Source organism: Acetobacter zythi (assembly GCF_963921165.1).
Lineage (GTDB): Bacteria > Pseudomonadota > Alphaproteobacteria > Acetobacterales > Acetobacteraceae > Acetobacter.
The window spans coordinates 1-22997 of sequence record NZ_CAWUEO010000002.1 but is presented as its reverse complement, the minus strand read 5'-3'; the positions used below and the strand labels follow the sequence as shown (position 1 = coordinate 22997).

The 22997-nt window shown below is 58.5% G+C and carries 20 protein-coding genes and 1 pseudogene; 14 read left to right on the top strand and 7 right to left on the bottom strand.

Translation table 11 applies throughout. From position 1 onward, the window contains the following. Positions 1 to 53: 53 nt before the first annotated feature. Positions 54 to 1211, bottom strand: coding sequence for a GNAT family N-acetyltransferase (locus tag AABE20_RS03700; RefSeq protein ID WP_338331902.1), 1158 nt, complete (start codon positions 1209 to 1211; stop codon positions 54 to 56). A gap of 21 nt (positions 1212 to 1232) precedes the next feature. Here AABE20_RS03700 and AABE20_RS03695 point away from each other — a divergent pair, with 21 nt between their 5' ends. Beyond that, positions 1233 to 2084 (top strand): SDR family NAD(P)-dependent oxidoreductase, encoded by an 852-nt coding sequence (locus tag AABE20_RS03695; protein WP_338331901.1) that lies wholly within the window; start codon positions 1233 to 1235, stop codon positions 2082 to 2084. A 109-nt stretch (positions 2085 to 2193) separates the two neighbouring features. Here AABE20_RS03695 and AABE20_RS03690 read toward each other — a convergent pair whose 3' ends face one another. Continuing rightward, the gene (locus tag AABE20_RS03690; protein ID WP_338331900.1) at positions 2194 to 3582 is read right to left on the bottom strand and encodes an NAD-dependent succinate-semialdehyde dehydrogenase; all 1389 of its coding nucleotides are present in this window, start codon (positions 3580 to 3582) and stop codon (positions 2194 to 2196) included. 235 nt (positions 3583 to 3817) lie between these two features. On the opposite strand from AABE20_RS03690, the gene AABE20_RS03685 reads away from it, so the two are divergent. Beyond that, the gene (locus tag AABE20_RS03685; RefSeq protein ID WP_338331899.1) at positions 3818 to 4783 is read left to right on the top strand and encodes an AraC family transcriptional regulator; all 966 of its coding nucleotides are present in this window, start codon (positions 3818 to 3820) and stop codon (positions 4781 to 4783) included. Here the strand turns inward: AABE20_RS03685 and cysG are convergent. Further along, the gene (gene cysG, locus AABE20_RS03680) at positions 4780 to 6186 is read right to left on the bottom strand and encodes a siroheme synthase CysG (RefSeq protein ID WP_338331898.1); all 1407 of its coding nucleotides are present in this window, start codon (positions 6184 to 6186) and stop codon (positions 4780 to 4782) included. The two genes, AABE20_RS03685 and cysG, sit on opposite strands and share 4 nt — an antisense overlap. Positions 6187 to 6289: 103 nt before the next feature. On the opposite strand from cysG, the gene cobG reads away from it, so the two are divergent. From cobG to cobJ, 4 genes are read left to right on the top strand one after another with little or no spacing between them, the layout of a single operon-like run. Then, positions 6290 to 7747 carry a precorrin-3B synthase gene (gene cobG, locus AABE20_RS03675; RefSeq protein WP_338331897.1) on the top strand — a complete coding sequence of 486 codons (1458 nt, stop codon included), beginning with the start codon at positions 6290 to 6292 and terminating at the stop codon, positions 7745 to 7747. Continuing rightward, positions 7734 to 8363 (top strand): precorrin-8X methylmutase, encoded by a 630-nt coding sequence (locus tag AABE20_RS03670; protein ID WP_338331896.1) that lies wholly within the window; start codon positions 7734 to 7736, stop codon positions 8361 to 8363. Before cobG ends, AABE20_RS03670 begins: the two co-directional genes overlap by 14 nt. After that, on the top strand, positions 8360 to 9085 hold the full coding sequence (locus AABE20_RS03665; RefSeq protein ID WP_408740679.1) for a precorrin-2 C(20)-methyltransferase: 726 nt from the start codon (positions 8360 to 8362) through the stop codon (positions 9083 to 9085). Before AABE20_RS03670 ends, AABE20_RS03665 begins: the two co-directional genes overlap by 4 nt. Next, positions 9082 to 9849, top strand: a complete 768-nt coding sequence (gene cobJ / locus AABE20_RS03660) for a precorrin-3B C(17)-methyltransferase (RefSeq protein WP_338331894.1) — start codon at positions 9082 to 9084, stop codon at positions 9847 to 9849. The genes AABE20_RS03665 and cobJ overlap by 4 nt, the downstream gene beginning before the upstream one ends. On the opposite strand, the gene AABE20_RS03655 is transcribed toward cobJ, so the two are convergent. Continuing rightward, positions 9816 to 10652 carry a cobalt-precorrin-6A reductase gene (locus tag AABE20_RS03655; protein WP_338331893.1) on the bottom strand — a complete coding sequence of 279 codons (837 nt, stop codon included), beginning with the start codon at positions 10650 to 10652 and terminating at the stop codon, positions 9816 to 9818. The two genes, cobJ and AABE20_RS03655, sit on opposite strands and share 34 nt — an antisense overlap. Before the next feature lie 109 nt (positions 10653 to 10761). On the opposite strand from AABE20_RS03655, the gene cbiE reads away from it, so the two are divergent. Genes cbiE through cobM form a run of 3 tightly spaced genes read left to right on the top strand, consistent with a single transcriptional unit; the run spans position 10762 to position 13127 of the window. Further along, on the top strand, positions 10762 to 12003 hold the full coding sequence (cbiE, locus tag AABE20_RS03650; protein WP_338331892.1) for a precorrin-6y C5,15-methyltransferase (decarboxylating) subunit CbiE: 1242 nt from the start codon (positions 10762 to 10764) through the stop codon (positions 12001 to 12003). Continuing rightward, a complete protein-coding gene (locus AABE20_RS03645) occupies positions 12000 to 12371 on the top strand; it encodes a cobalamin biosynthesis protein (protein ID WP_338331891.1) in 372 nt (123 codons plus the stop codon). The genes cbiE and AABE20_RS03645 overlap by 4 nt, the downstream gene beginning before the upstream one ends. A gap of 3 nt (positions 12372 to 12374) precedes the next feature. Then, positions 12375 to 13127 (top strand): precorrin-4 C(11)-methyltransferase, encoded by a 753-nt coding sequence (cobM, locus tag AABE20_RS03640; RefSeq protein WP_338331890.1) that lies wholly within the window; start codon positions 12375 to 12377, stop codon positions 13125 to 13127. Here the strand turns inward: cobM and AABE20_RS03635 are convergent. Both AABE20_RS03635 and qhpR read right to left on the bottom strand, forming a co-directional pair. Then, positions 13124 to 14215: a cobalt-precorrin-5B (C(1))-methyltransferase gene (locus tag AABE20_RS03635; RefSeq protein WP_338331964.1), complete on the bottom strand. Its 1092-nt coding sequence runs from the start codon at positions 14213 to 14215 to the stop codon at positions 13124 to 13126. The two genes, cobM and AABE20_RS03635, sit on opposite strands and share 4 nt — an antisense overlap. 61 nt (positions 14216 to 14276) lie before the next feature. Continuing rightward, positions 14277 to 15362: an AraC-like transcriptional regulator QhpR gene (gene qhpR / locus AABE20_RS03630; RefSeq protein WP_338331889.1), complete on the bottom strand. Its 1086-nt coding sequence runs from the start codon at positions 15360 to 15362 to the stop codon at positions 14277 to 14279. A 178-nt stretch (positions 15363 to 15540) separates the two neighbouring features. Here qhpR and AABE20_RS03625 point away from each other — a divergent pair, with 178 nt between their 5' ends. The 4 genes and pseudogenes from AABE20_RS03625 (at position 15541) to AABE20_RS03610 (ending at position 20609) form a co-directional block, all read left to right on the top strand. Beyond that, on the top strand, positions 15541 to 16929 hold the full coding sequence (locus AABE20_RS03625; protein WP_338331888.1) for an ethanolamine ammonia-lyase subunit EutB: 1389 nt from the start codon (positions 15541 to 15543) through the stop codon (positions 16927 to 16929). After that, positions 16926 to 17726: an ethanolamine ammonia-lyase subunit EutC gene (gene eutC / locus AABE20_RS03620; protein ID WP_338331887.1), complete on the top strand. Its 801-nt coding sequence runs from the start codon at positions 16926 to 16928 to the stop codon at positions 17724 to 17726. Before AABE20_RS03625 ends, eutC begins: the two co-directional genes overlap by 4 nt. Next, complete coding sequence (gene eat / locus AABE20_RS03615) at positions 17723 to 19066, top strand: ethanolamine permease (protein WP_338331886.1); 1344 nt, start codon at positions 17723 to 17725, stop codon at positions 19064 to 19066. Before eutC ends, eat begins: the two co-directional genes overlap by 4 nt. Before the next feature lie 48 nt (positions 19067 to 19114). Beyond that, positions 19115 to 20609: pseudogene (locus tag AABE20_RS03610) on the top strand (outer membrane beta-barrel protein). Between the two features lie 206 nt (positions 20610 to 20815). On the opposite strand, the gene AABE20_RS03605 reads toward AABE20_RS03610, so the two are convergent. Further along, positions 20816 to 21265 carry a hypothetical protein gene (locus AABE20_RS03605; protein WP_338331885.1) on the bottom strand — a complete coding sequence of 150 codons (450 nt, stop codon included), beginning with the start codon at positions 21263 to 21265 and terminating at the stop codon, positions 20816 to 20818. 222 nt (positions 21266 to 21487) lie between these two features. Here AABE20_RS03605 and AABE20_RS03600 point away from each other — a divergent pair, with 222 nt between their 5' ends. Continuing rightward, a complete protein-coding gene (locus tag AABE20_RS03600) occupies positions 21488 to 22744 on the top strand; it encodes a dicarboxylate/amino acid:cation symporter (RefSeq protein ID WP_338331884.1) in 1257 nt (418 codons plus the stop codon). The last annotated feature ends 253 nt before the right edge of the window (positions 22745 to 22997 follow it).

Sequence of the window (22997 nt, the reverse complement as noted above, 5' to 3'; positions counted from 1 at the left end):
CATGAAGGGCTGGCCCCTGAGGTGGGGAATGGAGCGGGTTAGGAGTGCAACATTCAGGCTTCGGGTTGAGCCAGAATTTTCTCATACATGCGGTGCCGCTTGTACGGGGTGGGAACAATACGCTCAATAAGGTTGCGCAGCCCTGTATGGGTTTCCAGCACCCAGCCCAGTTCTATGTTCCGGTAGGGTAGCACGTGACCGCGCTTCATCAGTTCATCAATAATCAGAACCGGCAGCATGGCGCGCAGGGCTGTGCCCATATATTTTTTGCGAACGCCAAGGAGCACGACCCGCGCGGAATGGAAGTCATGCCGGAGAACGCGCGCCCCCAGCTTGAGCCAGCCCAGAGGGGAGGGCGCGCCGCCCAGATCCCCGCTAATGTCAAACATATTGGGTATGACCAGCGCTATGGCGGCGGGTTCCCCTTCAACTTCGGCCAGCACATACTGCTCAGGGCGCAGGATGGGTTTAAGCGCTTTAAGCAGGGCTTCAACCTCATGGGCGGTCAGTGGCACATTGCCCCATGTATCGGCCCATGCATCATTATAGATTTCGCGCAGGATTTTGGCGTCTTCCACAATGTGCTTCAGGCGCAGGCCGCGCATGGTAATTTTGCCCAGACGCTGGCGCAGGTTGGGGGGTATCTGGTTCGCCTGTTCGGCCTGTGGCCCGGTTTCCATACGGTAGGAAAGCAGGTCCATCGCTTTTTCAAAGCCTGCCTGCTCAACAGCGGGACCAAGGGTTGCGGGGTGCCATGGCGTGCCGATCATGGGCATTTCCTGCTGCCCCTCAATCATCACACCAGACTGACCGTTGCTGTTAAGCGTCCATGGGCCACGTATGCGTTCAACACCGCGTGCTTCAAGCCATTGGGTTGCGGCTTCAAGCAGCAGCGGAACGCAGGCCGGTTCTGCTGTGTCCAGCGCGCCAAAAAAGCCGGTTCTGGGGCCGGGCTGTTTGAGCACAAGGGAATCTATCTGGGCAGATATGCGGCCAATGGGTTTGCCATTCCGCCATGCCAGAAAGTAACACGCAAAACCGTGGTCAAAAAAAGGTGCTTTTTTGGGGGAGAGCATATCGCGCTCTTCCATGTCCAAAGGGGCAACATATCCGGGCAGGCCATCGTAAAGTTTGCGCGGAAGCTTTATAAAGAGAGAAAGCTGACGTGAGCCCGAAACAGGGGAAACGGTAATCTGAGTCGGGAAAGACATTGCCCCTCCATGGAACGGAACATGAAAAACTCCACGGGTGATGCCTTATTCTCTCTCAATGGGAAAGGAAAAAATGTGAAATCAGATGCATCGGGGAACGACGTTCTGCGTTCCGTGCTGATCACAGGGGCCACGGGAGGCATTGGTGCGGAGCTTGCACACCATTATGCAGCACCCGGTCGAACCCTGATTCTGTGGGGCAGAAACGCCCTGCGCCTGACCCGGATAGCCACGGAATGTTGTGCCAGAGGGGCCGTGGTGCATACACGCCAGATTGACCTGTGCGATGGAGCCGCTGCCCTGACGGCGTTTGAGGAAGATGACAAAGCCCATAGCCCGGACTGCGTGGTGCTTGGTGCGGGCCTGTCGGATATCCAGTCCCTGGAGGACAGGACGGAAGACCCCCGCAAGGTGCTCCAGCTCGGACTGGTGAATTACGCAACCCCCGTTACGCTGGCCACGGCTGCGGCAAAGAGCATGGTGGAGCGGGGGTATGGGCATATTGCGCTCATTGGCTCCGTAGCCGGATTTTACGAAATGCCATTTTCCGCCTCCTATTGCAGTTCCAAATCCGGGTTGGCTTTCTTTGCCAAATCCGCGGGGCTTGCGTGGCGGCAATACGGCGTAAAGCTGACCTTGATCGTGCCCGGTTTTGTGGACACCCCCATGAGCCAGCGGCTGGAAGGCCCTCGCCCGTTTTTGGTCTCAGCCAAAAAAGCCGCCCGTGTTATTGCCCGCGCCATTGCACAGGGGCGGCGGGAGTATATTTTTCCGTGGCCGTTCCGCGTGTTGCGGGTGGTTGAGCGGCTGTTGCCCCAACGGCTGCGTGAGTATATTCTGCTCCGGCTCGCGGTTGGTCAGACCGAGCGATAAAGCAAAAGGGCCGCGTTACACAAAAGGCCCGACAGATATGCCGGGCCTTTTGGTGGGGAGCTACGAACGCCGCGCAAACGGCGTTCATAGCAACGACCTGAGTGTTCGATCAGAACGGTGCGTCAATGTCCACAACGTCAATCAGCTTGTGGTTGACGAATTCCTTAATGCCAAGGCCGATCAGTTCGCGGCCAAAGCCGGAGCGGGCCACACCACCAAACGGCAGGTCTGCTTTGACCATGGTCGGATGGTTGATGTAGACCATGCCGGTGTAAATGCGGCGGGCAACGTCCACCCCACGCTTGGTGTCCTGTGTGAATACAGACCCGCCAAGGCCGTAAGGCGAATCATTGGCAATGCGGATGGCGTCTTCCGTGTCTTTTGCGCGGTAAAGCTGGGTCACCGGGCCAAAGAACTCCCACAGGCGGGCGGGGTTGTTCTCCAGATTGGTCAGCAGAACCGGCTGGAAAAAAGCACCTTTTTCAGGCACGGCTGCACCAATAACCTCGGCCTTGGCACCCAGCTTGCAGGCTTCTTCCACCTGAGTGCGCAGGTCGTCCGCGGCCTTCTGGGAGGAAAGAGGGGCCAGCGTTGTGGCAGGGTCCATCGGGTCGCCTGCCTTAAGGGCTGCAACACCTTTTTTGTAGAGGTCTACAAAGCGGTCATAAATGGCATCGGCCACGATCAACCGTTTGGAAGAGACGCAAACCTGCCCTGCATTCCAATGGCGGCCAAACACGGCCCATTTAACGGCTTTTTCCAGATCAGCGTCTTCAAGCACAACAAATGCGTCTGAACCGCCAAGTTCCATGGTGGCTTTTTTGAGCGCTTTCCCTGCGACCGAGGCCACAATGGCCCCAGCCCCTTCGGAGCCGGTCAGGGCAACACCGCATACGCGCGGGTCATTGAGCACGGTTTCGGTGTGGTGGCGGGCCAGATACAGGTTGCGGAACGCGCCTTCGGGCAGGCCTGCCTTGCGCATCAGGTCATCAAACGCGGCGGCGCACTGCGGCACGTTGGACGCATGTTTGAGAATGACCGTGTTCCCGGCGGAAAGCTGGGGCGCAATAATGCGGGCGATCTGGTAGTAGGGGAAGTTCCACGGCTCAATAGCGAACACAATGCCCTGCGGTTCGTGGACCAGCATGGCCTGCCCTTCTTCGGGGTTTTTGACCGGCAGGGGTTCGGCGGCCAGCAGGCGTTCGGCGTGTTCAGCGTAATATTCAAAAATTTCGGCCGAGAGCGTGACTTCCGCCTTGGCTTCGGCAAAGACCTTGCCCATTTCCAGCGTCAGCAGGGATGCGTAGTCGTCCATGTTGTCACGCAGGATTTTTGCCGCAGCAGTCATAACCTCTGCACGCTGGGCAAAGGACACATCACGCCAGGACTGGAACGCGGTATAGGCATTGTCCAGTGCGTTCTGGACTTCCTGATCCGTGGCATCGGCAAAGGTTTTGACGACTTCGCCCGTGTAAGGGTTTGTTGTGGCGTAGGCCATGAGCCTGTTCTTCCCTGACTGTTATATATCGGAGCCAAAAATGGGCCAGAATAGCGACTGGGCGGTAGAGCAATTCTGCTCACTTCTTGCCTTATTCTCTCGGTTTGCTCCGCTATGTGCTCTTTTGGGCAAGGCAGGCGGGTGGCTGATTGCCTTATTCTCCTATATCTGGAATGCTGCATGCCTGCCTGACGCACAGGCTGCTTTGGGGGAATAATGGAGCAAAGAGGCGTGCATGGCCGGTAATCTGGCGGAATTACAGAGGCTGGTGCTCCGGCATTGTACACAATCCACGGTGACAACCGCCATTCCCGAACTGACGCTCTACCGGGCTGAGGTTGTGAGCGAGCCTATTCCCTTTGTTTTTGAACCGCGCGTTTACGTTATTGTGCAGGGCAGAAAGCAGGTCATGCTGCGTGACCGCGTGTTTGATTATGATGATAGCCACTACCTTGTGACGGCGGTGGACCTGCCTGTTGCGGGCTGTATTACACAGGCCAGCCCGGAACGGCCCTATCTGGCCTTGTGTCTGGCGCTGGACCCCGTGTTGATTGCGGAGTTGCTGCTGGTTGTGAATGACCGGCAGGTGGACCCCAATCAGGCGTGTATTATGGGTATGGGGTTAAGCCCGCTTAACTCAGGCATTACCGAACCTTTGTTGCGGTTGATGAAGCTGCTGGACCAGCCCGAAGATATTCCCATCCTCAAACCCCTGATCGTGCGTGAACTGCTGTACCGGCTGTTACAGGGGGATCAGGGGTGTGCGCTCAGGCAGATTGCCACGGCGGGGAGTAATCTTTCCCATATTAACCGGGCCATTCACTGGATTTCCCAGCATTACGCGGAACCGTTTGATATTGGCCGTGCGGCTAAGGTGGCCGGTATGGGGTTGTCCACCTTCCATAGGCATTTTCGGGCGGCTACCAACATGAGTCCCTTGCAATACCGCACGCAATTGCGGTTGCAGGAAGCCCGCAGGCGTATGGTGAGCGAAAACGTGGATGCGGCGGAAGCAGCCTTTGCCGTGGGGTATGAGAGTCCCTCCCAGTTCAGTCGGGAATACCGGCGTATGTTCGGCCGCCCACCCGCAACAGATGCACTCTGTGTAAGGGCGGACCAGCTTTCCGAGCGCAATGGCGGTGGCGCCAGAGCGGTGTATGTCCATCAGGCCCACTGTGCCTGGCAAACGGCTGTGACTTAGGACGACGCAGAAATAACCCGGTGGTTCACAACTTCCCCCACAATAATCAGTGCGGGGCTGGTTATGTGGTTGTCTGTAACCTGTTGTGGCAGAGTGGTCAGGGTGCCGGTCAGCACGCGCTGGCGTGGCAGGGTGCCACCTTCCACAATGGCTGCGGGCCAGTCTGCGGGCAGGCCATGTTCGATCAGCCGGGCACAGAGCTGACTGACCAGAGTTAGCCCCATGTAAATAACAATGGTCTGGCTGCGTAGGGCTATGGTCTCCCATGCCAGATTGAGCGTGCCATCGGCTCTGGCGTGGCCGGTAATAAACAGGCAGGCCTGTGCGCAGTCGCGGTGGGTCAGCGGTATGCCCGCATAGGCAGCACACCCATTGGCGGCCGAAATGCCGGGGATAATGCGGAATGGCACACCGGCTTCCACCAGTGCTTCTATTTCCTCCCCCCCACGGCCAAAAATAAACGGGTCTCCCCCTTTGAGTCTGAGCACACGCTCGCCCGCCTTCGCCCGGCGGATGAGTTCGGCATTGATGCCCTCCTGTGGCAGGGTATGGTTGTTGGTCTGTTTGCCAACAAAAACCCGCTCGGCATCGCGGCGCACGTAGTTCAGAATATCCGGCCCGACCAGATTGTCGTACAGAACGCTATCCGCATCCTGCATCAGCCGCAGGGCTGCAAGGGTGAGCAGGTCGGGGTTGCCCGGCCCAGCCCCTACAAGCCAGACCTCGCCTGTTCTGGCATTGCCTTCGCCTAGAATGCGGTCAAGTTCGCCCTGTGCCGCCTGCGTATTGCCTGCCATGGCCAGCGGGCCACCCGCACCATCCAAAAAACGCTCCCATACCCGGCGGCGTATGGCGGAATCCGGAACCTGAGTGCGCAGGGCCACGCGGCTTTGCTGCATGAAGGCTGCCAGCCTGTGCAAGCCCGCGGGCATGATCTCTTCTATTTTCGCGCGGAGCCTGCGTGCCAGAACCGGGGCGGCGCCGCCGGTGGAGACCGCAATCTGCACCGCGCCACGCGTGGTCATGGCGGGGGTAATAAAGCTGGATACCTCTGGGTCATCCACCGCGCAAACAGGAATATTCAGGCTCTGGCACAGCGCGCTCAGTTCGGCATTGAGCGCACGGTTGCTGGTGGCAAGGTATACCATGCGGCAGCCGGGCAGGCGTGCGCTCAGGTTGTCCGCCGTGGCGTCCTGGCGTGTAACATGCGCCTTGCCGTCCGCCACAAGGCGTTCGAGTTCGGGGGAGAGGGTGGGCGATAAAATTTCCACCCGCGCCCCTGTGGAGACAAGAAGTTGCACCTTGTTGGCCGCGACATTGCCGCCGCCAGCCACAAGAACACGCGCCCCTTCCAGACGGAGCATGATGGGAAACCAACTGGTTCGCTCAAATGAAGCCTGCATGAGTCATGCTGCAAGCAGGGTTTTGCTCGCGATGCAAGAGGAAGCTGCTTCAAACAGAATAAAAGTAGATGCCTGCCGTGCCTTGGAGCACTTTGACAAGCCTGTGTCTGGGAGCCTAACACGAACGCAGGCCAGCCCCAGCACGTTGCGCGGTATGGGGCAGAGCAGGGCGGATATCCAGCGTTCTGGCTGTGTGGCTCTGTTCCACCATGGGGGCGGGTGTGGTGCTGTAGCCCTTGTCGTTTTTGCAGGACACCGCGTGCCAGCAGGGGGAGCGCCCCTTTGTGGCCAATGTGCGCAGGTGGCCGACCAGACGGGAGTAACCGGGGTGTATGGCGGTTTTGCTCAACCGGAAATCAAAGGGTGGTGTCCGGGGCTTTTTGCCCCGATGGAGGCAGCCGATGGCTGGCTGGTACGGGTGCGCCCCACGCTGGGGCGGCTGGAGGCAGCGCAGGCTTTTTTGTTGGCGGATGTCGCCAGAAAAATGGGTAACGGCCGCATAAGCCTGACCAACAGGGCCAGCCTGCAACTCCGTGGGTTTAGTGCGGATGCCGCGCGCCGGTTCCCCGATATTGCAGTGGCGGCGGGGCTTGGTCTGGTTGATGCGGGCATGGAGCGGCGGCAGGCAATGCTTGTCTCCCCTCTGGCGGGGGATGACCCGTCCTGCGCTGTGGACACAATCGCCTGTGCGGAGTCCTTGCGGAATGCGCTGATCGGTGCGGAAGCACTGACAGCCCTGCCGGGCAAATTTGGTTTTGCCGTGGATGGTGGCGGGCTTTACCCCGCAGGTTTGTTGCGCGCGGATATTACCCTGCGTGCGGTGGGGCCGGGGCAGTGGTCCGTTGTTTGTGGGAACATGCGCGGCCTCCCCACCACTTATGCCGTGGCTGCCAGTCAGGCCGTGGGGCTTGCGCAGGTGTTTGTTGCGTCCCACCAGAATGTTCGGCCGCAACGTAACCGTGCGGTGGGGCAGGTCTTGTTCGAGTTGCTGGGGGTGGCTGGGCAGTTGCACATAGCCGCCCCTACTCCAGCGGGGGCGTGTTGCGGGCGTGTTGGGCCGCTGGGGCATGGGCTGTTTGCCCTGTCCGCGCCAATGGGGTGCATGACCGCAGATACGCTGCATGATTGCGCGACTGTTGCGGCGGCACAGGGAGATGGTATTTTGCGGCTGACACCATGGCACACCCTTGTTCTGGGTGGCATGGCGCAGGCCCCTGCTGTGGCTGGCATGGTGGCTGACCCGCATTCTCCTCTGTTGCGCATATGGGCCTGTAGCGGGGCTGGCGCCTGTGCGCAGGCTGCTGGCGAGACGGAAGACCTGGCCCGCAGGCTGGCGCCGTTGTTGCCAGATGGGGCGCATCTGCATGTTTCAGGCTGTCGCAAAGGGTGTGCGCATCCGGCCGCGACCGACTTTACCCTTGTAGCAGGTGGGCAGGGTTATGGGCTGGTGCGTAATGGATCGGCCACAGGGGAGGTGGAAAGCCTGTTCGTGAACGAACAGGCTGTTTATAAAGCATTCGAGTTATTCAAAAACGAAGGAGCGGTGGATGCCGGCCTATGAGTATATTCGGGATGGGGCGGCCATCTACCAGCGTTCTTTTGCCACCATTCGGGCAGAGGCGGATCTGAGCGCCTTTACCCCGGAGCAGGCAACTGTGGTTGTGCGCATTATTCATGCCTGCGGCATGGTGGATGTGGCGCAGTCTGTTGCCATGACCGAGGATCTGGTGCCCCGCGCACGGCAGGCCCTGCGCGATGGATGCGCCATTCTGTGTGATGCGGAAATGGTGGCCCGTGGCGTTACCCGCACCCGCCTGCCTGCGGATAATGATGTGATCTGCACCCTGCGAGACCCGCGCACACCACAGCAGGCGCTGGCTATTGGCAACACACGCTCTGCCGCCGCCCTCGATTTGTGGGGGGAAAGGCTCGGGGGGGCGGTTGTCGCCATTGGTAACGCACCTACGGCCTTGTTCCATCTGCTGGAAATGCTGGATGCGGGAGCGCCCCGCCCGGCGGCGGTTCTGGGCGTGCCAGTTGGTTTTATTGGCGCTGCGGAATCCAAAGAGGCCCTGACCAAAAGGCATGATGTGCCATGGCTGGTGGTACATGGGCGGCTTGGCGGTAGCGCCATGGCTGCTGCGGCCCTTAACGCTCTGGCGACAGAGGTCGAATAATGGCAGCCACACTGAGTATTGTAGGCGTAGGTCCGGGGGACCCGGAACTGATCACCCTGCGTGCGGCACGCCTGATTGGTTCTGCCCCCGTTGTTGCGTATTTCTGCCGCGAAAACCACCCAAGTCAGGCACGGACCATTGCGCAGGCCCATATTGGCCCCAATGCGTGTGAGATGCGGCTGGTCTACCCGTTTACGACCGAGATTTCGGTTAACGACCCGGCTTACCACCAGAATATGTCGGCTTTTTACGACCAGAGTGCTGAGCGGCTGGCAGAGGTGCTTGCAACGGGGCGTGATGTGACCCTCCTGTGCGAGGGAGATCCGTTTTTGTACGGTTCGGCCATGTATGTGTTCGACCGGCTGCATGAGCGGTGCAATACGCAGGTGGTTCCGGGCATTATGGCCATGAATGGCTGCTGGAGTCAGGCGCTGGCCCCCATGACCCATGGTGATGACGTGCTGTGTGTGCTCCCCGCAACCCTGCCGCAGGCCGAGCTTGCCAACTGGCTGGAGCGGACGGATGCGGCCGTTATTATGAAGATCGGGCGGAATATGCCCCATGTCCGTCAGGCCGTTGCCCAGAGTGGCCGGATGGAAGACGCGGTTTACGTGGAGCGGGGCACGCAGGGGGGGCAGGTGATTACCCCACTGGCGGAGTGTCAGGGTAAAGCGCCTTATTTTTCCCTTGTGCTGCTGCCCGGAAGGAAGCGTGTGCGATGAGCGGTGGTTCTTTGGTTGTTGTGGGCCTTGGTCCGGGTAATCCGCAGCAGTTGACCCCGCAGGCGCGGCAGGCTCTTGCCCATGCGACCGATCTGGTCGGGTATGCGCCCTATGTCCGGCGGGTGGAGGCTGGGCCGGAGGTGGTGCGCCATATCTCCGATAACCGGGAGGAAATCTCCCGCGCCTGCCATGCCTTGGAAATGGCTATGAGCGGGCGGCATGTGGCCGTGGTTTCCGGCGGGGATGCCGGGGTTTTTGGTATGGCGAGTGCTGTATTCGAAGCCGTGGAAAATGGCCCCGAGGTCTGGCGAACGCTTAATATACAGGTCATTCCCGGTGTTAGTGCTGTTCTGGCCGCAGCCGCCCGGCTTGGGGCTCCTTTGGGGGGAGATTTTTGTGTCATTTCCCTTTCCGATAACCTCAAACCGTGGCCGGTTGTGCTGGAGCGTTTGCGGCTGGCGGCACAGGCAGGGTTGGTGATTGCCTTGTACAACCCGCGTTCGCACGCACGTCCATGGCAGCTAGGGGCTGCGTTTGACCATTTGCGGCTGAGTATGGGGGGGGATGAGCCAGTTGCCTTTGCCCGCGCCATTGGACGACCGGATGAGGCGGTCCGGCTTTCCACCATTGCACAGGCCGATGCCGAATGGGCGGATATGAGCACACTGGTGCTGATCGGTTGCCCGGCCACAAGAGTGTTAACCCGGCCCGAAGGTCAGGAACCCTGGCTTTATACGTCTCGCAAGGTGGAAGAGGCGCATTGATGCAGCCACGCCAGAGCTGCTGCGGCATCCTCGGCGTGGGGGGTGTCCTGCCCGGTGGGGCGCGCAATCATGATCACGGGTATGCCCAGCATACGGGCGGCTTCCAGCTTGGGGTAAGTGGCCACCCCACCCGAGTTTTTGGTCACCAGCACGGTAATGTTATGCACACGCATAAGCTGGAGTTCAGCGGCCAGATCAAACGGCCCACGCGCGCATATGACCTGCGTGTGGGGGGGCAGGTCGGCCGCTTCGGGCTGATCAATGGAGCGGAACAGATAGTGGTGTTGCGCAGCCTCCTTAAAAGGCCGGGTCTCCTTCCGCCCTGTGGTCAGGAACACGGATTGCGGGTGGGTCTTCCATCTGCTGGCATGGGCAAGCGTGCTGGCCGCATCCGTTATGCTGGGCACCATCAGCCAGTCGTCATGCGGCGTTGCTTTCCAGCCGGGCCGTTCCAGCCGCAACAGGGGCACGCAGGCCGCAGCGCAGGCCGCGGCAGCATGCTGGCTCATTTGTGCGGCAAAGGGGTGCGTGGCGTCCACAACGGCATGGATGGCGTTATGGCGCAGCCAGTCGGTCAGCCCTTGCACACCCCCAAAGCCGCCAATGCGTGTGGTCATGTCCGGCAGGTGCGGCTGGCGGGTTGCACCGGCAAGCGAGAGAACCGCATGGCAGGCAGGCCAACCGGTGACCAGCTTACGGCACAGGGTACTGGCCTCCGTTGTGCCGCCCAGCACCAGCACGCGCAGGCCGGGCTGTACGGTGTTCCCCTTCTCGTTCAAGGGGGGCGGAAACGCTGCGGGCATGTCAGAACCTTGGTGCCGGGTTATCTTGGCCAACCTATACCCGCAGGCCATAAGCGGGAGCAAGCAAAGGCCACCCGGCCTTATTGCTGTATGCCGGAAAGGGTCAATTATGTCTGACGACCATGCCCTTGGGCCTGCTCCTTGGCTAAGTGTTATTGGGGTGGGGGAGAATGGTCTGGACGGGCTGAGTGGCACAGCCAGAAGTCTGATCATGCAGGCGGAGTATGTTTTTGGTGGTGTGCGCCATCTGGCTCTGGTGGCGCCGCTGCCGCAGGGCCGGTGTGTGGCGTGGCCCACGCCGTTTAGTGCGGGTGTGCAGCAGGTTATGGCCCTGCGTGGGCACCGCGTGGTTGTTCTGGCCTCGGGCGATCCATTTTTTTACGGGGTTGGGGGTGTGCTGGCCCGTAGCCTTGGGGCGGGTGAAATGTTGTGCCTTCCCGCACCTTCCTCCGTGTCGTTGGCGTGTGCACGGCTTGGCTGGGCGGGGGAGCAATGCCATGTGGTGTCCGTCTGTGGCAGACCCATGGCGCGGTTGCGACCGTTTTTGCAGCCTCAGGCAAGGCTGCTTGTGCTCTCGGCCGATGCCCGGACCCCCCGGCAGTTGGCGGAATGGCTGGTAAGCCTTGGTTTGGGCGCGGTGCGTTGCCACCTGATGGAAGCCTTGGGCGGGGCTGATGAGCAATGCCGTAGCTTTGTTGCGCAGGCTGGCCCCCCGGCGGATGTGGCCGCACTGAACCTGCTTGCACTGGAAGTGCCAGCAGGTGCGACCGAACACTGCCTGCCCCAGTGTAGCGGCCTGCCCGATAGTTGCTTTGAACATGACGGACAGTTAACCCGGCAGGAAATAAGGGCTGTAACCCTGTCCGCCCTGGCGCCCCGTATGGGAGAGCTGTTGTGGGATATCGGCGGGGGAGCGGGGTCTGTTTCCATCGAATGGATGCTCGCAGGGCCGGGGTGCCGCGCCATAACAATTGAGAGCGCGCCAGAACGTGCAGCCCGTATTGCCCGCAATGCGCAGGCATTGGGTGTTCCCGATTTGCAGGTTGTGCAGGCCCGTGCGCCAGATGGTTTGCATGGGCTGGAAACGCCAGATGCCATTTTTGTAGGGGGTGGCGCCAGCCGTGCGGGTGTGCTGGAACAGGCATGGGCCGCCCTGCGGCCGGGCGGGCGCATGGTGGTGAACGCCGTGGTGGTGGAAACCGAGAGCCGGTTAGTACAGGCTTTGCGGGAGTGGGGGGGGCGCATGACCCGTCTTTCCGTTGCGCGTTTGGATGAGGTTGGGGGGTTCCATGCTTTCCGGCCCGCCATGACCGTCACCCAATGGGTGGCCAGCAAGCCCCAAAACGCATGATTGTGGTGGGGATGGGGTGGCGCAAGGCCGCATTGCCCGAACATGCGCTGGAACTGGTTGCGCGCAGCCTGCATGGTTTGAGGGGCAGAACTCCCAACTATATTGCGGTCCCGGACATAAAAAATATGGATGACCTGCCCCATGTGGTAGCGCGCAGGTGGGGGGCGGAGGTGTTGTGGGTAAGCCACGCACAACTCCAGCAGGTGCAGGAAGTCTGCCCCACAGCTTCGCGCACGGTTATGCGGCATGTAGGGGTTGCATCTGTGGCGGAGGCATGTGCTCTTGCCGGTGCGGGGGCTGGGGCACGGTTGTGCCTGCCCCGTCAGGTCTTTTGTGGTGTAACCTGTGCGGTGGCAGAAGGAGATTAGGAAGTGACGGTTCATTTTATTGGTGCAGGCCCCGGTGCTGCGGATCTGTTGACCATCCGGGGGCGAGACCTGCTGGCGTCCTGCCCGGTCTGCCTGTATGCAGGCTCCATTGTACCACCGGATATGCTCCAGTACTGCCCTGATGATGCCCGTCTGGTCGATACGGCCCCCATGTCTTTGGATGAGATTGAGGCAGAGTATGTAAAGGCCCACAAAGCTGGGCACGATGTGGCCCGGCTGCATTCGGGTGATCTGTCCATTTACAGTGCCGTGGCCGAGCAGGTGCGTAGGCTGGAGCGCAACAACATTCCGTGGACCATGACACCGGGTGTGCCAGCCTTTGCGGCTGCGGCATCTGTTCTGGGGCGGGAACTGACAGTGCCCGGCGTGGCGCAGAGCCTTGTGCTGACCCGCGTTAACGGTCGCGCATCCGCCATGCCCGAGCGCGAAAAGCTGGAAGCATTTGCCGCCACGGGGGCAACACTGGCCATCCATCTTGCCGTGCATGCTCTGGCCCGTATTGTGGCCGAACTCACCCCGTTTTATGGCCCACAATGCCCCGTGGCCATTGTTGCCCGTGCATCATGGCCAGACCAGCTTGTGCTGCATGGTACGCTGGAGAATATTGAGGCAGAGCTGGAACACAACCCGATCGAACGCACGGCGCTGGTGCTGGTCGGTCCCGCCCTTGCAGGCATAGCCGGGCGGGAGAGCGCTTTGTATGACCCGGATTACCGCCGCCGGTTCCGCAGTTAAAGGGGTAAAGGCCCCTCTGCTTTGCCCACCAGTGTGCCTGCGCGGTCAAACACCAGCACATCCAGTGCTACGGTGGCGGGGTGCAGGGTGTGGTGGGCAACATCCCACGCCTTGTGGGCAATCAGGTTCCCTAAAGGGAAGTTGTGGTTGCTGGTTAACAAAAAGGCTTCTGCAACCGTAGGGCTTGTCTGGATCAGTCCCGGCAGGCCGTCTGGCGCGCCATGTTGGGCGGCTAGCTGGGCCAGTGCGGACATATCCGCCTGACTGCGGCTGGAATGCAGGTCCAGGCGGCCTTGGCCCAGCTTGGTCATTTTGGCAATGCCGCCAGCAAGGCTCAGACGCGGGACGGGGTGATGACGGATGTATTTGAGCAACCCACCCGCAAAATCTCCCATTTCAATCAAGGCCACATCTGGCAGACCGTACAGGGCCTGCCCCGCTTTTTCGGATACGTTGCCCGTGGCCGCCAGAACATGGAGCAGGGATTCAGCCCGCGCCACGTCCACCCCACGGTGAATACTCTCAATCCATGCGGAGCACGAAAATGGCATGACAATGCCCGTTGTGCCTAAAATGGATAGCCCGCCCACAATGCCAAGCCGGGCATTGAGCGTGTGGTGTGCCAGTTCCTCCCCATTATCAATGCTGATCGTCACGTCCACGTCCGGGGTAATGCCCTGATTGGCCTGTGTCAGGGCTGTGCGGATCATGGCGCGTGGGGTGGGGTTAATGGCGGGTTCGCCCGGCGGTAACGGCAGGCCGGGGCGTGTAATGGTGCCAACACCCGGCCCGGCCTTGAACACAATACCCGAACCCGCAACACCAGCCTGAACCGTGCAGCGCACCATGGCGCCGTGGGTAATGTCCGGGTCATCGCCTGCGTCTTTTATAACCGCGGCGCAGGGCGCGTTGGGGGGGCCGGAATACTGGCAGAGGCTGAACGTAGCGTTTTTGCCAGAGGGGAGGGTAATCCACACGGTGGCAGGAGGCTCGTGCCCTTGCAGAACCAGCCATGCGGCCTTGGCCGCAGCCGTTGCGCAACTGCCCGTGGTCCAGCCACGGCGGAGGGGGGGGGCGGTCTGCTTCATGCCCTGTTCGTGTCTCATATTATGCGGGGTTGATGCAAATATGAATACGGTCGTGGGCTGGTTACGGGGTGCTTAGCGGTGCGTTAAGCCGGTTTGTTTTAATAAGGTGCTCCTCCCGCCATGCGCGGGGGGAAAGGCCGCTCCATTTACGAAAAGCGCGGCTGAAGGCGCTTGTCTCGGTGTAGCCAAGAGCCATGGCAATTTCGCTCATGTCCGAACCGGACTGGCTGAGGTGGCGGCAGGCCTCGGCGTAGCGCACTTCCTCCAGCAATGTGCCAAAGGAGAGGTTAACTTGGGCTAACCTGCGTTGCAGTGTCCATGCTGGCATGTTCATGCTCTGGGCAATGTCGGAGAGTGTGCAGCACCGCTCTGCCAGCCCTGCGCGAATAATGGCGGCAATCTGCTCCTTGAGCGGAGGGGAAGGGACCACCAGCCCGTTGCTCTGGTGGTTGCGGGAGAGGGAGATAAGCGAGGCCCGCATGATTTCAAGCATATTGGCGTTGGCTTTGGGCATGGGGCGGTCCAGCCCCGCTTTGCGGAACAGCAGGGCGTTTGTGGCATGGCCAAAGCGGATATCCGCCTGAAAAGCATCCCTGTGTTCATGTGTTTGTTCAGGGCGCTGGTGCTCAAACAGAACGGCCTCGGGCACCCAGTCTTCCCCCATGGCGTGGCGCAGAACATTGCAGAACATGCCCATGGTCAGCTCCGCATCGTGCCTGCGCTGGGTAATGGCGGGGTCCTGAATGGCGTATTCCAGCCGGAGCAGCCCGTTTTTTTGTTCTATCAACTGTGTATGTGTGTTGCCTTGATGATAGCCAAAATGGCTGGCCAGATTGCGCACGGCCTCCTCCACTGTTGCGGAAAGGAGGGCAATATACCCCACAAGCCCCAGCATTTCCGGCTGGAACTGCTGGCCAAACCATAGGCCCAGATTGCCATCCTGCGTCTCACGCGCGGCTTCTTCAAACAGGCGGCAATAGGCGGTCAGGTCCAGCCTGTCCGTTGGCAGGGCGAACTGGCCGGTGGAAAGGCCAGAGCGCCCGGCAATCCGGTCGATATCCCCCCCGCGGGAGGTAATGAACTCTTCAACACCGGTTGCGGCAGCAGCCAGCACACCAGATGTCGGGCTTTGCATCGGGTCAGACATGGCAGGATACGTCTATGTAAGGGTGCAATTTGTTTTGAATGATCAATAAATTGTCTCCTCCAGTCAAGTCCGAAGGCGGGGATGCTGCTATTGTAACGATATCGAACTAAAGCGCGAGGTGCTTCCTTTCTGGCCCTTGCGACAAAAGTGCGCACGCAGGGGCGGGAGGCTTTGCAAGATGGGATATCGTCACAGGCTGGGAGGGGAGAGCTACCATTTTCCTGACCTCAAAACCCTTCTGGCGGTTGCCTCTTCCACACGCTCTGGCGACCAGTTGGCCGGTCTGGCTGCCCAGTCTGATGCGCAGAGAATGGCCGCCCGTTACGCTCTGGCCGATGTTCCCTTGCGCAGTTTTGTCCAAACCGCACTTGTTCCCTATGAGGAAGACGAAGTCACGCGCCTGATTGTGGATACCCACGATACCAACGCCTTCGCACCCATAGCGCATATGACTGTTGGAGAGTTCCGTGACTGGCTGCTCTCGCACGAGGCGGATACGCTCAGTCTTGCCCGGATTGCGCCCGGTATTACACCAGAAATGGCCGCGGCCGTCAGCAAACTCATGCGCAATCAGGATATGATGAGTGTTGCGCGTAAAATTCAGGTTATCACCAAATTCCGTAATACCATTGGCCTGCCCGGGTGCCTGTCCTCGCGTCTGCAACCCAACCATCCGACGGATGACCTGAAAGGGATTGCGGCTTCCACGTTGGATGGTCTGCTTTACGGTATGGGGGATGCCGTTATTGGCATTAACCCGGCAACGGATAGTGTGGCCAATGGTCTGGCCCTGCTGGATATGTTGGATCAGGCCCGTCAGTTATACGATATTCCAACCCAGACCTGCGTGCTCACCCATGTTACCAATACGTTGGAGATCATGAACCGTGGTGGCGCGGTGGATCTTGTTTTCCAGTCCGTTGCAGGCACGCAAAAGGCGAATGAAGGGTTCGGGGTCAGCCTTGCCATTCTGCGGGAGGCGCATGAGGCGGCTTTGGCTCTGGGGCGGGGCACGGTCGGGCAGAATGTCATGTATTTTGAAACAGGGCAGGGGGCAGCCCTGTCTGCTGGCGCCCACCACGGCATTGACCAGCAAACGGTAGAGGCGCGGGCCTATGCCGTAGCGCGGGCGTTTGACCCTTTGCTGGTGAACACCGTGGTGGGCTTTATTGGTCCCGAATATCTGTATGACGGCAAACAGGTCATTCGCGCCGGACTGGAAGACCATTTCTGCGCCAAACTCATGGGTGTGCCCATGGGGTGTGACGCCTGCTACACAAACCATGCCGAGGTTGATCAGGATGACATGGACAACCTGATGACCCTGCTGGGTGTGGCGGGCATTACCTTCCTGATTGGCGTGCCCGGCGCGGATGACATCATGCTCAATTACCAGAGCCTGTCTTTCCACGATATTCTGACCCTGCGGCACATGCTGGGCGCGCGCCCAGCGCCCGAGTTTGCCACATGGCTGGAGCGTATGGGGCTGTACGACCCGCTAGCCAACCAGATGCGCCCACTGGCGCTGGGGCAGACCCCGCTTGCCAGACTGGTTGGCGCGGCATGACGGAACACGGCAAACTCTCTGTGCCGACCAATCCGGCGGTAAGGGACGAATGGCAGTCCCTGCGTGGGTTAACCCGCGCACGTATTGGCCTTGGCCGTAGTGGTAACGCACAGCGCACCACGGATGTGCTGGCGTTTCAGGCGGCGCATGCGCAGGCGCGGGATGCGGTGCATGCGCCATTGGACGTGCAGGGCATGGAACAGCAGTTGCATGGCGCACCCTGCCTGCATGTGCAAAGCCGTGCGGCGGATAGGGCCACGTATCTGCGTCGCCCGGATCTGGGGCGCAGGCTTTGTGAGCAGTCTTTGCACACATTGCGCAAAGAGGAATGGGACGTTGTGTTCGTGGCGGCGGATGGTCTGTCCTCCATTGCGACCCAGACCAACGCCATTCCGTTTTTTCAGGCAATGCAGCCTCTCCTTCGGGGTTGGCGCATTGCTCCTCTGGTGATTGCAACGCAAAGCCGCGTTGCCATTGGGGACGAGATTGCTCAGGCCATGGGGGCCAGACTGGTCGTTATGATGATTGGCGAACGGCCCGGCCTGAGTGTTGCGGACAGTCTGGGCATTTACCTGACATACGCACCGTATGTGGGCTGCCCTGATTCCTTACGGAACTGCCTGTCCAACATCCATGCTCACGGCATGACGATACCCGTAGCCGCAAGCAAGTTGGCATGGCTGATGCAGGAGGCGGAACGGCTTGGACTTACAGGTGTCGGCTTAAAAGACGCAGCACCAGACAAGGTGTTGGGCAAAAACACACTATCTTTACATGATAAGGACACAGACGCATGAGTGAGAGCAGCGGGACTAAGCTCAGCCAGTCTCTCGGTGCCTTCCATTTGTGGGGGATTGCCGTCGGACTTGTCATTTCTGGCGAGTATTTTGGCTGGAGTTACGGGTGGGGCACCGCCGGAACGCTCGGCTTTCTGGTAGCCACTGTTTTTGTGGCGTTGATGTACACCGCTTTTATCTTCAGTTTTACAGAACTCACGTGCTCGATCCCGCACGCAGGTGGCCCTTTTGCCTATAGCTTTCGGGCCTTGGGGCGCTGGGGTGGGCTTGTTGCCGGTCTGGCAACTCTGATCGAGTTTATTTTTGCTCCCCCCGCCATTGCTCTGGCTATTGGTGCTTATCTGAATGTCCAGTTCCCCGGACTGTCGCCCAAGGTTGCGGCTTTGGGGGCCTATCTGGTGTTCATGACGCTCAATATTATTGGTGTGCATATTGCCGCAACATTTGAGCTGTTCATTACCATTGCCGCCATTATCGAACTTCTGGTGTTTATGGGTGTGGTGGCTCCAGCGTTTACATGGGACCATTTTCTGGCCGATGGCTGGGGTGGGGCGCCGCACTTTGGCTGGCAGGCGCTGGGTGGTATTTTTGCGGCAATGCCGTTTGCCATCTGGTTTTTTCTGGCTGTGGAAGGTGTTGCCATGGCGGCGGAAGAAGCACGCGATGCACGCCGTTCCATTCCCATTGCCTATATTGCTGGTATTCTAACGCTTGTTACTCTTGCTTTTGGTGTCATGATTTTTGCTGGCGGCGTTGGTGACTGGCACGCTCTGTCCAACCTGAATGATCCTTTGCCGCAGGCTATGAAGCAGGTTGTAGGGGCGCATAGCGGCTGGTTGCACATGCTGGTCTGGCTGGGGCTGTTCGGGCTGGTGGCATCCTTGCATGGTATTATCATGGGGTATGCCCGGCAGATGTTTGCGCTGGCCCGCGCTGGATTTCTGCCCGAAGTTCTGGGGCGGCTGCATCCGCGTTTCAAAACGCCTTATGTGGCAACTCTGGCGGGTGGCGCCATTGGAATTGCGGCTATTTTTTCTGATGATCTGATTAGCATTCAGGGGCAGTCTTTAACGGCAACTTTGGTGACCATGTCGGTCTTTGGTGCGCTGACCATGTATATGCTGAGCATGATCAGCCTGTTCCGTCTGCGGCGGACTGAACCTAATCTGGTGCGCAGCTACAAGGCACCGCTGTACCCTGTTTTGCCGGGCTTTGCCCTTGTGGCGGCGTTGATTGCCCTTGCTGTCGTAATTTATTACAACATCGAAATATTTTTTATCTATTCAACAATCATGCTGGTTTGTACAGTATTTTTTATGAGTAAGTTCAAAAAAGAATGAGCCGAAGACACAAGACTTAGTTTTCTTTCTTGGATTGGAATTGTTGTGATGCGTAAAAACTTTGTTCAGGAAGTCAATTTCCTTCTTGCCGCGTGTGTGTCGGGCGGCTCATTGCTTGCATCGTATGCTCATGCAGCAGAAACCGGGGTCGCTCCTGCGTCCCTGAACACTGCTCAGGTTGTTAATGCGCCAATCAGCGCACCGCCAGAAGCAGAAAAAGCTGCGGGCACGCCATCTGATGGGGAAGAAGTTCCCTCTGGCGTGAGCAGCGAAGATGATGCGATGAAGCCCACCGTGGGCAATCTCTTTCATCCCAAAGCTGGGCAGACCCCGAACTACTGGCAGGGGCTGGAGGCGCATGTGTCGGTTGAAGGGGGTGTTACCGGTAACCCCTGGACACGTTCAGGCCGCAACTTTGCGCAGTACTATACAGACCGCGCCAATACCGCGACCCTTAACCAGATTATGGGTTCCATCTCTCACCCTGTCACATCTGTTGGCAAAGGCTACGGTCTGGGGTTTGTGTTTGAAGCCATGTATGGTTCGGATGCACGTTTTGACCCGACCATTGGCATGGGGTCCGGCTCCTTGCATGGCCTTTACCAGTGGGCGCCTACGCAGGCACATATTGATGCGCATCTACCGTGGATTTTCAAACGCGGGATCGACGTGCAGGTTGGCCAGATGTACGGCATCATGGGGGCGGAAGGCACACCCTCTCAGGCGCGTCCGTTCTACAGCTTCAACTATGCGTCCGATTACATCGTGCCGTTCGAAACCGTTGGTATTCTGGCAACCATGCACGTGACCCAGCACATGGACTGGATCCTTGGGGTGGATGCGGGTAACTCCACAACATTCGGCTCATCGGGTAATAACAACAAACCCAAGGGTTACTTTGGCTTTGCATGGAACAAACTGCTTGATGGCAAGCTGGACATGCACGCAATCGGCCATTTTGGCCCGCAGGGGAACAATGGTCGGCAGGTCACATCGGCCGAGGGCTGGCTTAGCTCCGGCATGGGCAAGGCCGCCAATAGCCTGATGCAGTATAATGGGGACTTCATGGCGACTTATCATGTGAATGATAAGATGACTGTTTCCGTTAACGGCACTTACTTGCATGATGATGGTCTGCGTGACGACGTTTACGGCGTAAGCACCTATTTCTCCTATGCATTCCACCCGTGGCTGACCCTGAATGCGCGTGGCGAAGTTTTCCGCGACAACTCCGGGGGTGTTTATTGCTGAATATTCCAGCTTTAATTCCTTTACACAGGCGCTTACCAATAAGCCGTATCCCTACTACAACGCCATGCCAACAACGTATGGTGAACTCACGGTGGGCGTGACCTATAAGCCCGAGTTCATTAACAAAAAGCTGGCTCTGGGTGGCTTTATTATTCGGCCGGAAGTCCGTCTGGACAAATCGCTCAATGGTACACATCCGTTCAACCAGGCTGGTACTGTTGATAATCCTGTCGTCAATAACGGCACAAACAATATGTTCTGGTTCAGCTGTGACGCAACATGGGCGTTCTGAAAGAACTTTGGCTGGTTTGACAAAGCCACCAGTTGAAGACGGTATAAACAAAGGGCCTGCGGATTATTCCGCAGGCCCTTTTTTATTAGACCGCATAAAATAATTTTTAATTATGAGGGTCGCATAAGCAGATTGCGAATGGTAAACTTAGGAACGGGGCGAGTAGCCCAAACAGGTCTGGCAATAATGGCGGATGCGGCTGTTGCTCAGAACGAATCAATTTTGAAGTAAAGACGAGAAATCTGGCCGGAGAGATGCGCACCGTGGGCATGGCCTGAAAAGGACATATCAACCCCTTTGGCATTTTCCATAACAATGCCGACAGGCCCGGAGCCTACGGCGGCGTCTCCACCAATAGTCCAGTAAGTGCCTTCAAAATCCACCAGACGGGACAGGTTCCTAACGCAGCCCGTGCCAGTTACTTTGGCGCCCCCCAAAGCCAGAGCACCGCCACCCTTGACCGAAATGGGGTAACGCTGCCCGCCATAAGTCAGAGTGCCGCGCCCCCACATATAGCCAATGGCTGCGCCAACTTCCTTCATGGAAATTTCAATCTGCCCATCGGACGCGGTATCGCACGCGGTCTTGGCCATAGCCTGACCAGATAGGGTCGAGGCCACAATAAGGGAAACAACACCGGAGCGAAAAAAGGACATGAACAAAACTGCCAGACGACTGGAAAGTGGAGAAAATGACATCTCATGGAAAGAGCAAAAGGGCAATGCCGAAACTTTGTGACAAACCCCAATTTTAACGGCACCCTGAGCACGGGCGGAGCACATTCCACAACACGGTTTTTGACGACCGGACAAGTCTTTCCTATTAGGAGCGTCTTTGTCACGGAAGTTTTCAGTCAAAACGGGAGAGGAATTACGCTGATGGCAGTTGCCACGCAGTTCGGAAATACCAGACGGCGGACATACGCCATCCTTGTTGCTCTCGTTTTGGGTATTGTGTGCGGCCTGTCCATACATGTTTGGGCACCTGCGTATGTCAGTGCTGCGGAGCAGGTCGCAACATTGCTTACAGGTCTGTTCCTTAGGCTGATTCGTATGGTCATTGCCCCGCTTGTGTTTGCCACGCTGGTGAGCGGCATAGGCAAGCTGGGGGATGATACGCTCGTGCTGCGTGTGGGGGGGAAGGTCATCCTCTGGTTCTTGGCCATGTCCTTTATCTCGCTCACCATCGGTTTGCTGGCGGCTAACATCCTGCAGCCGGGGGCAGGGTTCTCCGCACCGTTGCCTGCGGATATTGCTTCGCTCAGGCATCCTTTCCAGCCGGTCGACTTTGTGCTGCACATCGTGCCCACAAGTATTCTGGATGCCATGTCTCGCAATGACATTCTTCAGATTGTTGTGTTCTCGGTCCTGTTTGGTGTGTCTTTGCCTGCTGCGGGTAAGGCTGGCAAAACCATGCTCGCATGGTCGGAGGAACTGGCGCATATCATGTTGCGTATGACCGATATGGTCATGGTGTTGGCCCCTATTGCCGTCTTTGGTTCCATCATGGGAAGCCTTGCGCATAGTGGGCCGGAAATGGTGATGCATTTCGGGCGGTTTTTGTTCCAGTTCTACGGAACAATCATGACCCTCTGGGTTGTGCTGACCTGCATTACATTCTGTGTCATTGGTCCGCGCATCAAGGAGCTGATCCGCGAACTCGTGCAGCCGGTCATTCTTGGGTTTGCAACAGCCAGTAGTGAATCTGTCTATCCACTGCTGCTGGAGCGGCTGGAAAACTTTGGCGTGCCATCGCGCATTGCAGGCTTTGTGCTGCCTTTGGGGTATAGCTTTAATCTGGACGGATCTATTCTGTTCCAGTCTTTTGGCGCGATCTTCATTGCTCAGGCATATGGCATCCATATGCCGTGGACACAGCAGGCGCTAATGGTGCTTGTTATGATGTTGAGCAGTAAAGGTATTGCCGGGGTTCCCCGCGCATCGCTGGTTACGCTGGTTGCCGTTCTGCCGCAGTTTGGGCTGCCCGAGGCCGGGATTGCGCTCATTCTGGGGATCGACCATTTCCTCGACATGCTGCGCACCGCCACAAATGTGCTGGGAAATGGCTACGCCGCCGCAGTTTCTGCCAAATGGGAAGGTGTTTTGACCGAAGGACCGACGGAAGACGTTATCTGACCCCAGTTCATAAGGGAGTGGTTGGAGTGAAAACGGGCCTTATGGGCCTGTTTTTATTTTGGGGTAGGAACATTTAGTGTGGGGCATGGCGGTTTTCTGGGATTTTTTGATTAGGTTATGATTTTGTTTCATTTTTTTTGCGTAGGAGTGTTGACGGGTATGTGGTTAGGGGTATAGAAGCTGCTTCACCGAGACGAAGCAGTCTTGGCGGGGATGAGAGTTTCTGCTAGGTTCTTTGGCTCTTTGGTCATTG

Coding starts and splice junctions, on each gene's coding strand:
- AABE20_RS03700 (WP_338331902.1), bottom strand. CDS start 1,211: ATGTCTTTCCCGACTCAGATTACCGTTTCCCCTGTTTCGGGCTCACGT.
- AABE20_RS03695 (WP_338331901.1), top strand. CDS start 1,233: ATGAAAAACTCCACGGGTGATGCCTTATTCTCTCTCAATGGGAAAGGA.
- AABE20_RS03690 (WP_338331900.1), bottom strand. CDS start 3,582: ATGGCCTACGCCACAACAAACCCTTACACGGGCGAAGTCGTCAAAACC.
- AABE20_RS03685 (WP_338331899.1), top strand. CDS start 3,818: ATGGCCGGTAATCTGGCGGAATTACAGAGGCTGGTGCTCCGGCATTGT.
- cysG (WP_338331898.1), bottom strand. CDS start 6,186: ATGCAGGCTTCATTTGAGCGAACCAGTTGGTTTCCCATCATGCTCCGT.
- AABE20_RS03670 (WP_338331896.1), top strand. CDS start 7,734: ATGCCGGCCTATGAGTATATTCGGGATGGGGCGGCCATCTACCAGCGT.
- cobJ (WP_338331894.1), top strand. CDS start 9,082: ATGAGCGGTGGTTCTTTGGTTGTTGTGGGCCTTGGTCCGGGTAATCCG.
- AABE20_RS03655 (WP_338331893.1), bottom strand. CDS start 10,652: ATGCCCGCAGCGTTTCCGCCCCCCTTGAACGAGAAGGGGAACACCGTA.
- cbiE (WP_338331892.1), top strand. CDS start 10,762: ATGTCTGACGACCATGCCCTTGGGCCTGCTCCTTGGCTAAGTGTTATT.
- AABE20_RS03645 (WP_338331891.1), top strand. CDS start 12,000: ATGATTGTGGTGGGGATGGGGTGGCGCAAGGCCGCATTGCCCGAACAT.
- AABE20_RS03635 (WP_338331964.1), bottom strand. CDS start 14,215: ATGAAGCAGACCGCCCCCCCCCTCCGCCGTGGCTGGACCACGGGCAGT.
- qhpR (WP_338331889.1), bottom strand. CDS start 15,362: ATGTCTGACCCGATGCAAAGCCCGACATCTGGTGTGCTGGCTGCTGCC.
- AABE20_RS03625 (WP_338331888.1), top strand. CDS start 15,541: ATGGGATATCGTCACAGGCTGGGAGGGGAGAGCTACCATTTTCCTGAC.
- eutC (WP_338331887.1), top strand. CDS start 16,926: ATGACGGAACACGGCAAACTCTCTGTGCCGACCAATCCGGCGGTAAGG.
- eat (WP_338331886.1), top strand. CDS start 17,723: ATGAGTGAGAGCAGCGGGACTAAGCTCAGCCAGTCTCTCGGTGCCTTC.
- AABE20_RS03605 (WP_338331885.1), bottom strand. CDS start 21,265: ATGTCCTTTTTTCGCTCCGGTGTTGTTTCCCTTATTGTGGCCTCGACC.
- AABE20_RS03600 (WP_338331884.1), top strand. CDS start 21,488: ATGGCAGTTGCCACGCAGTTCGGAAATACCAGACGGCGGACATACGCC.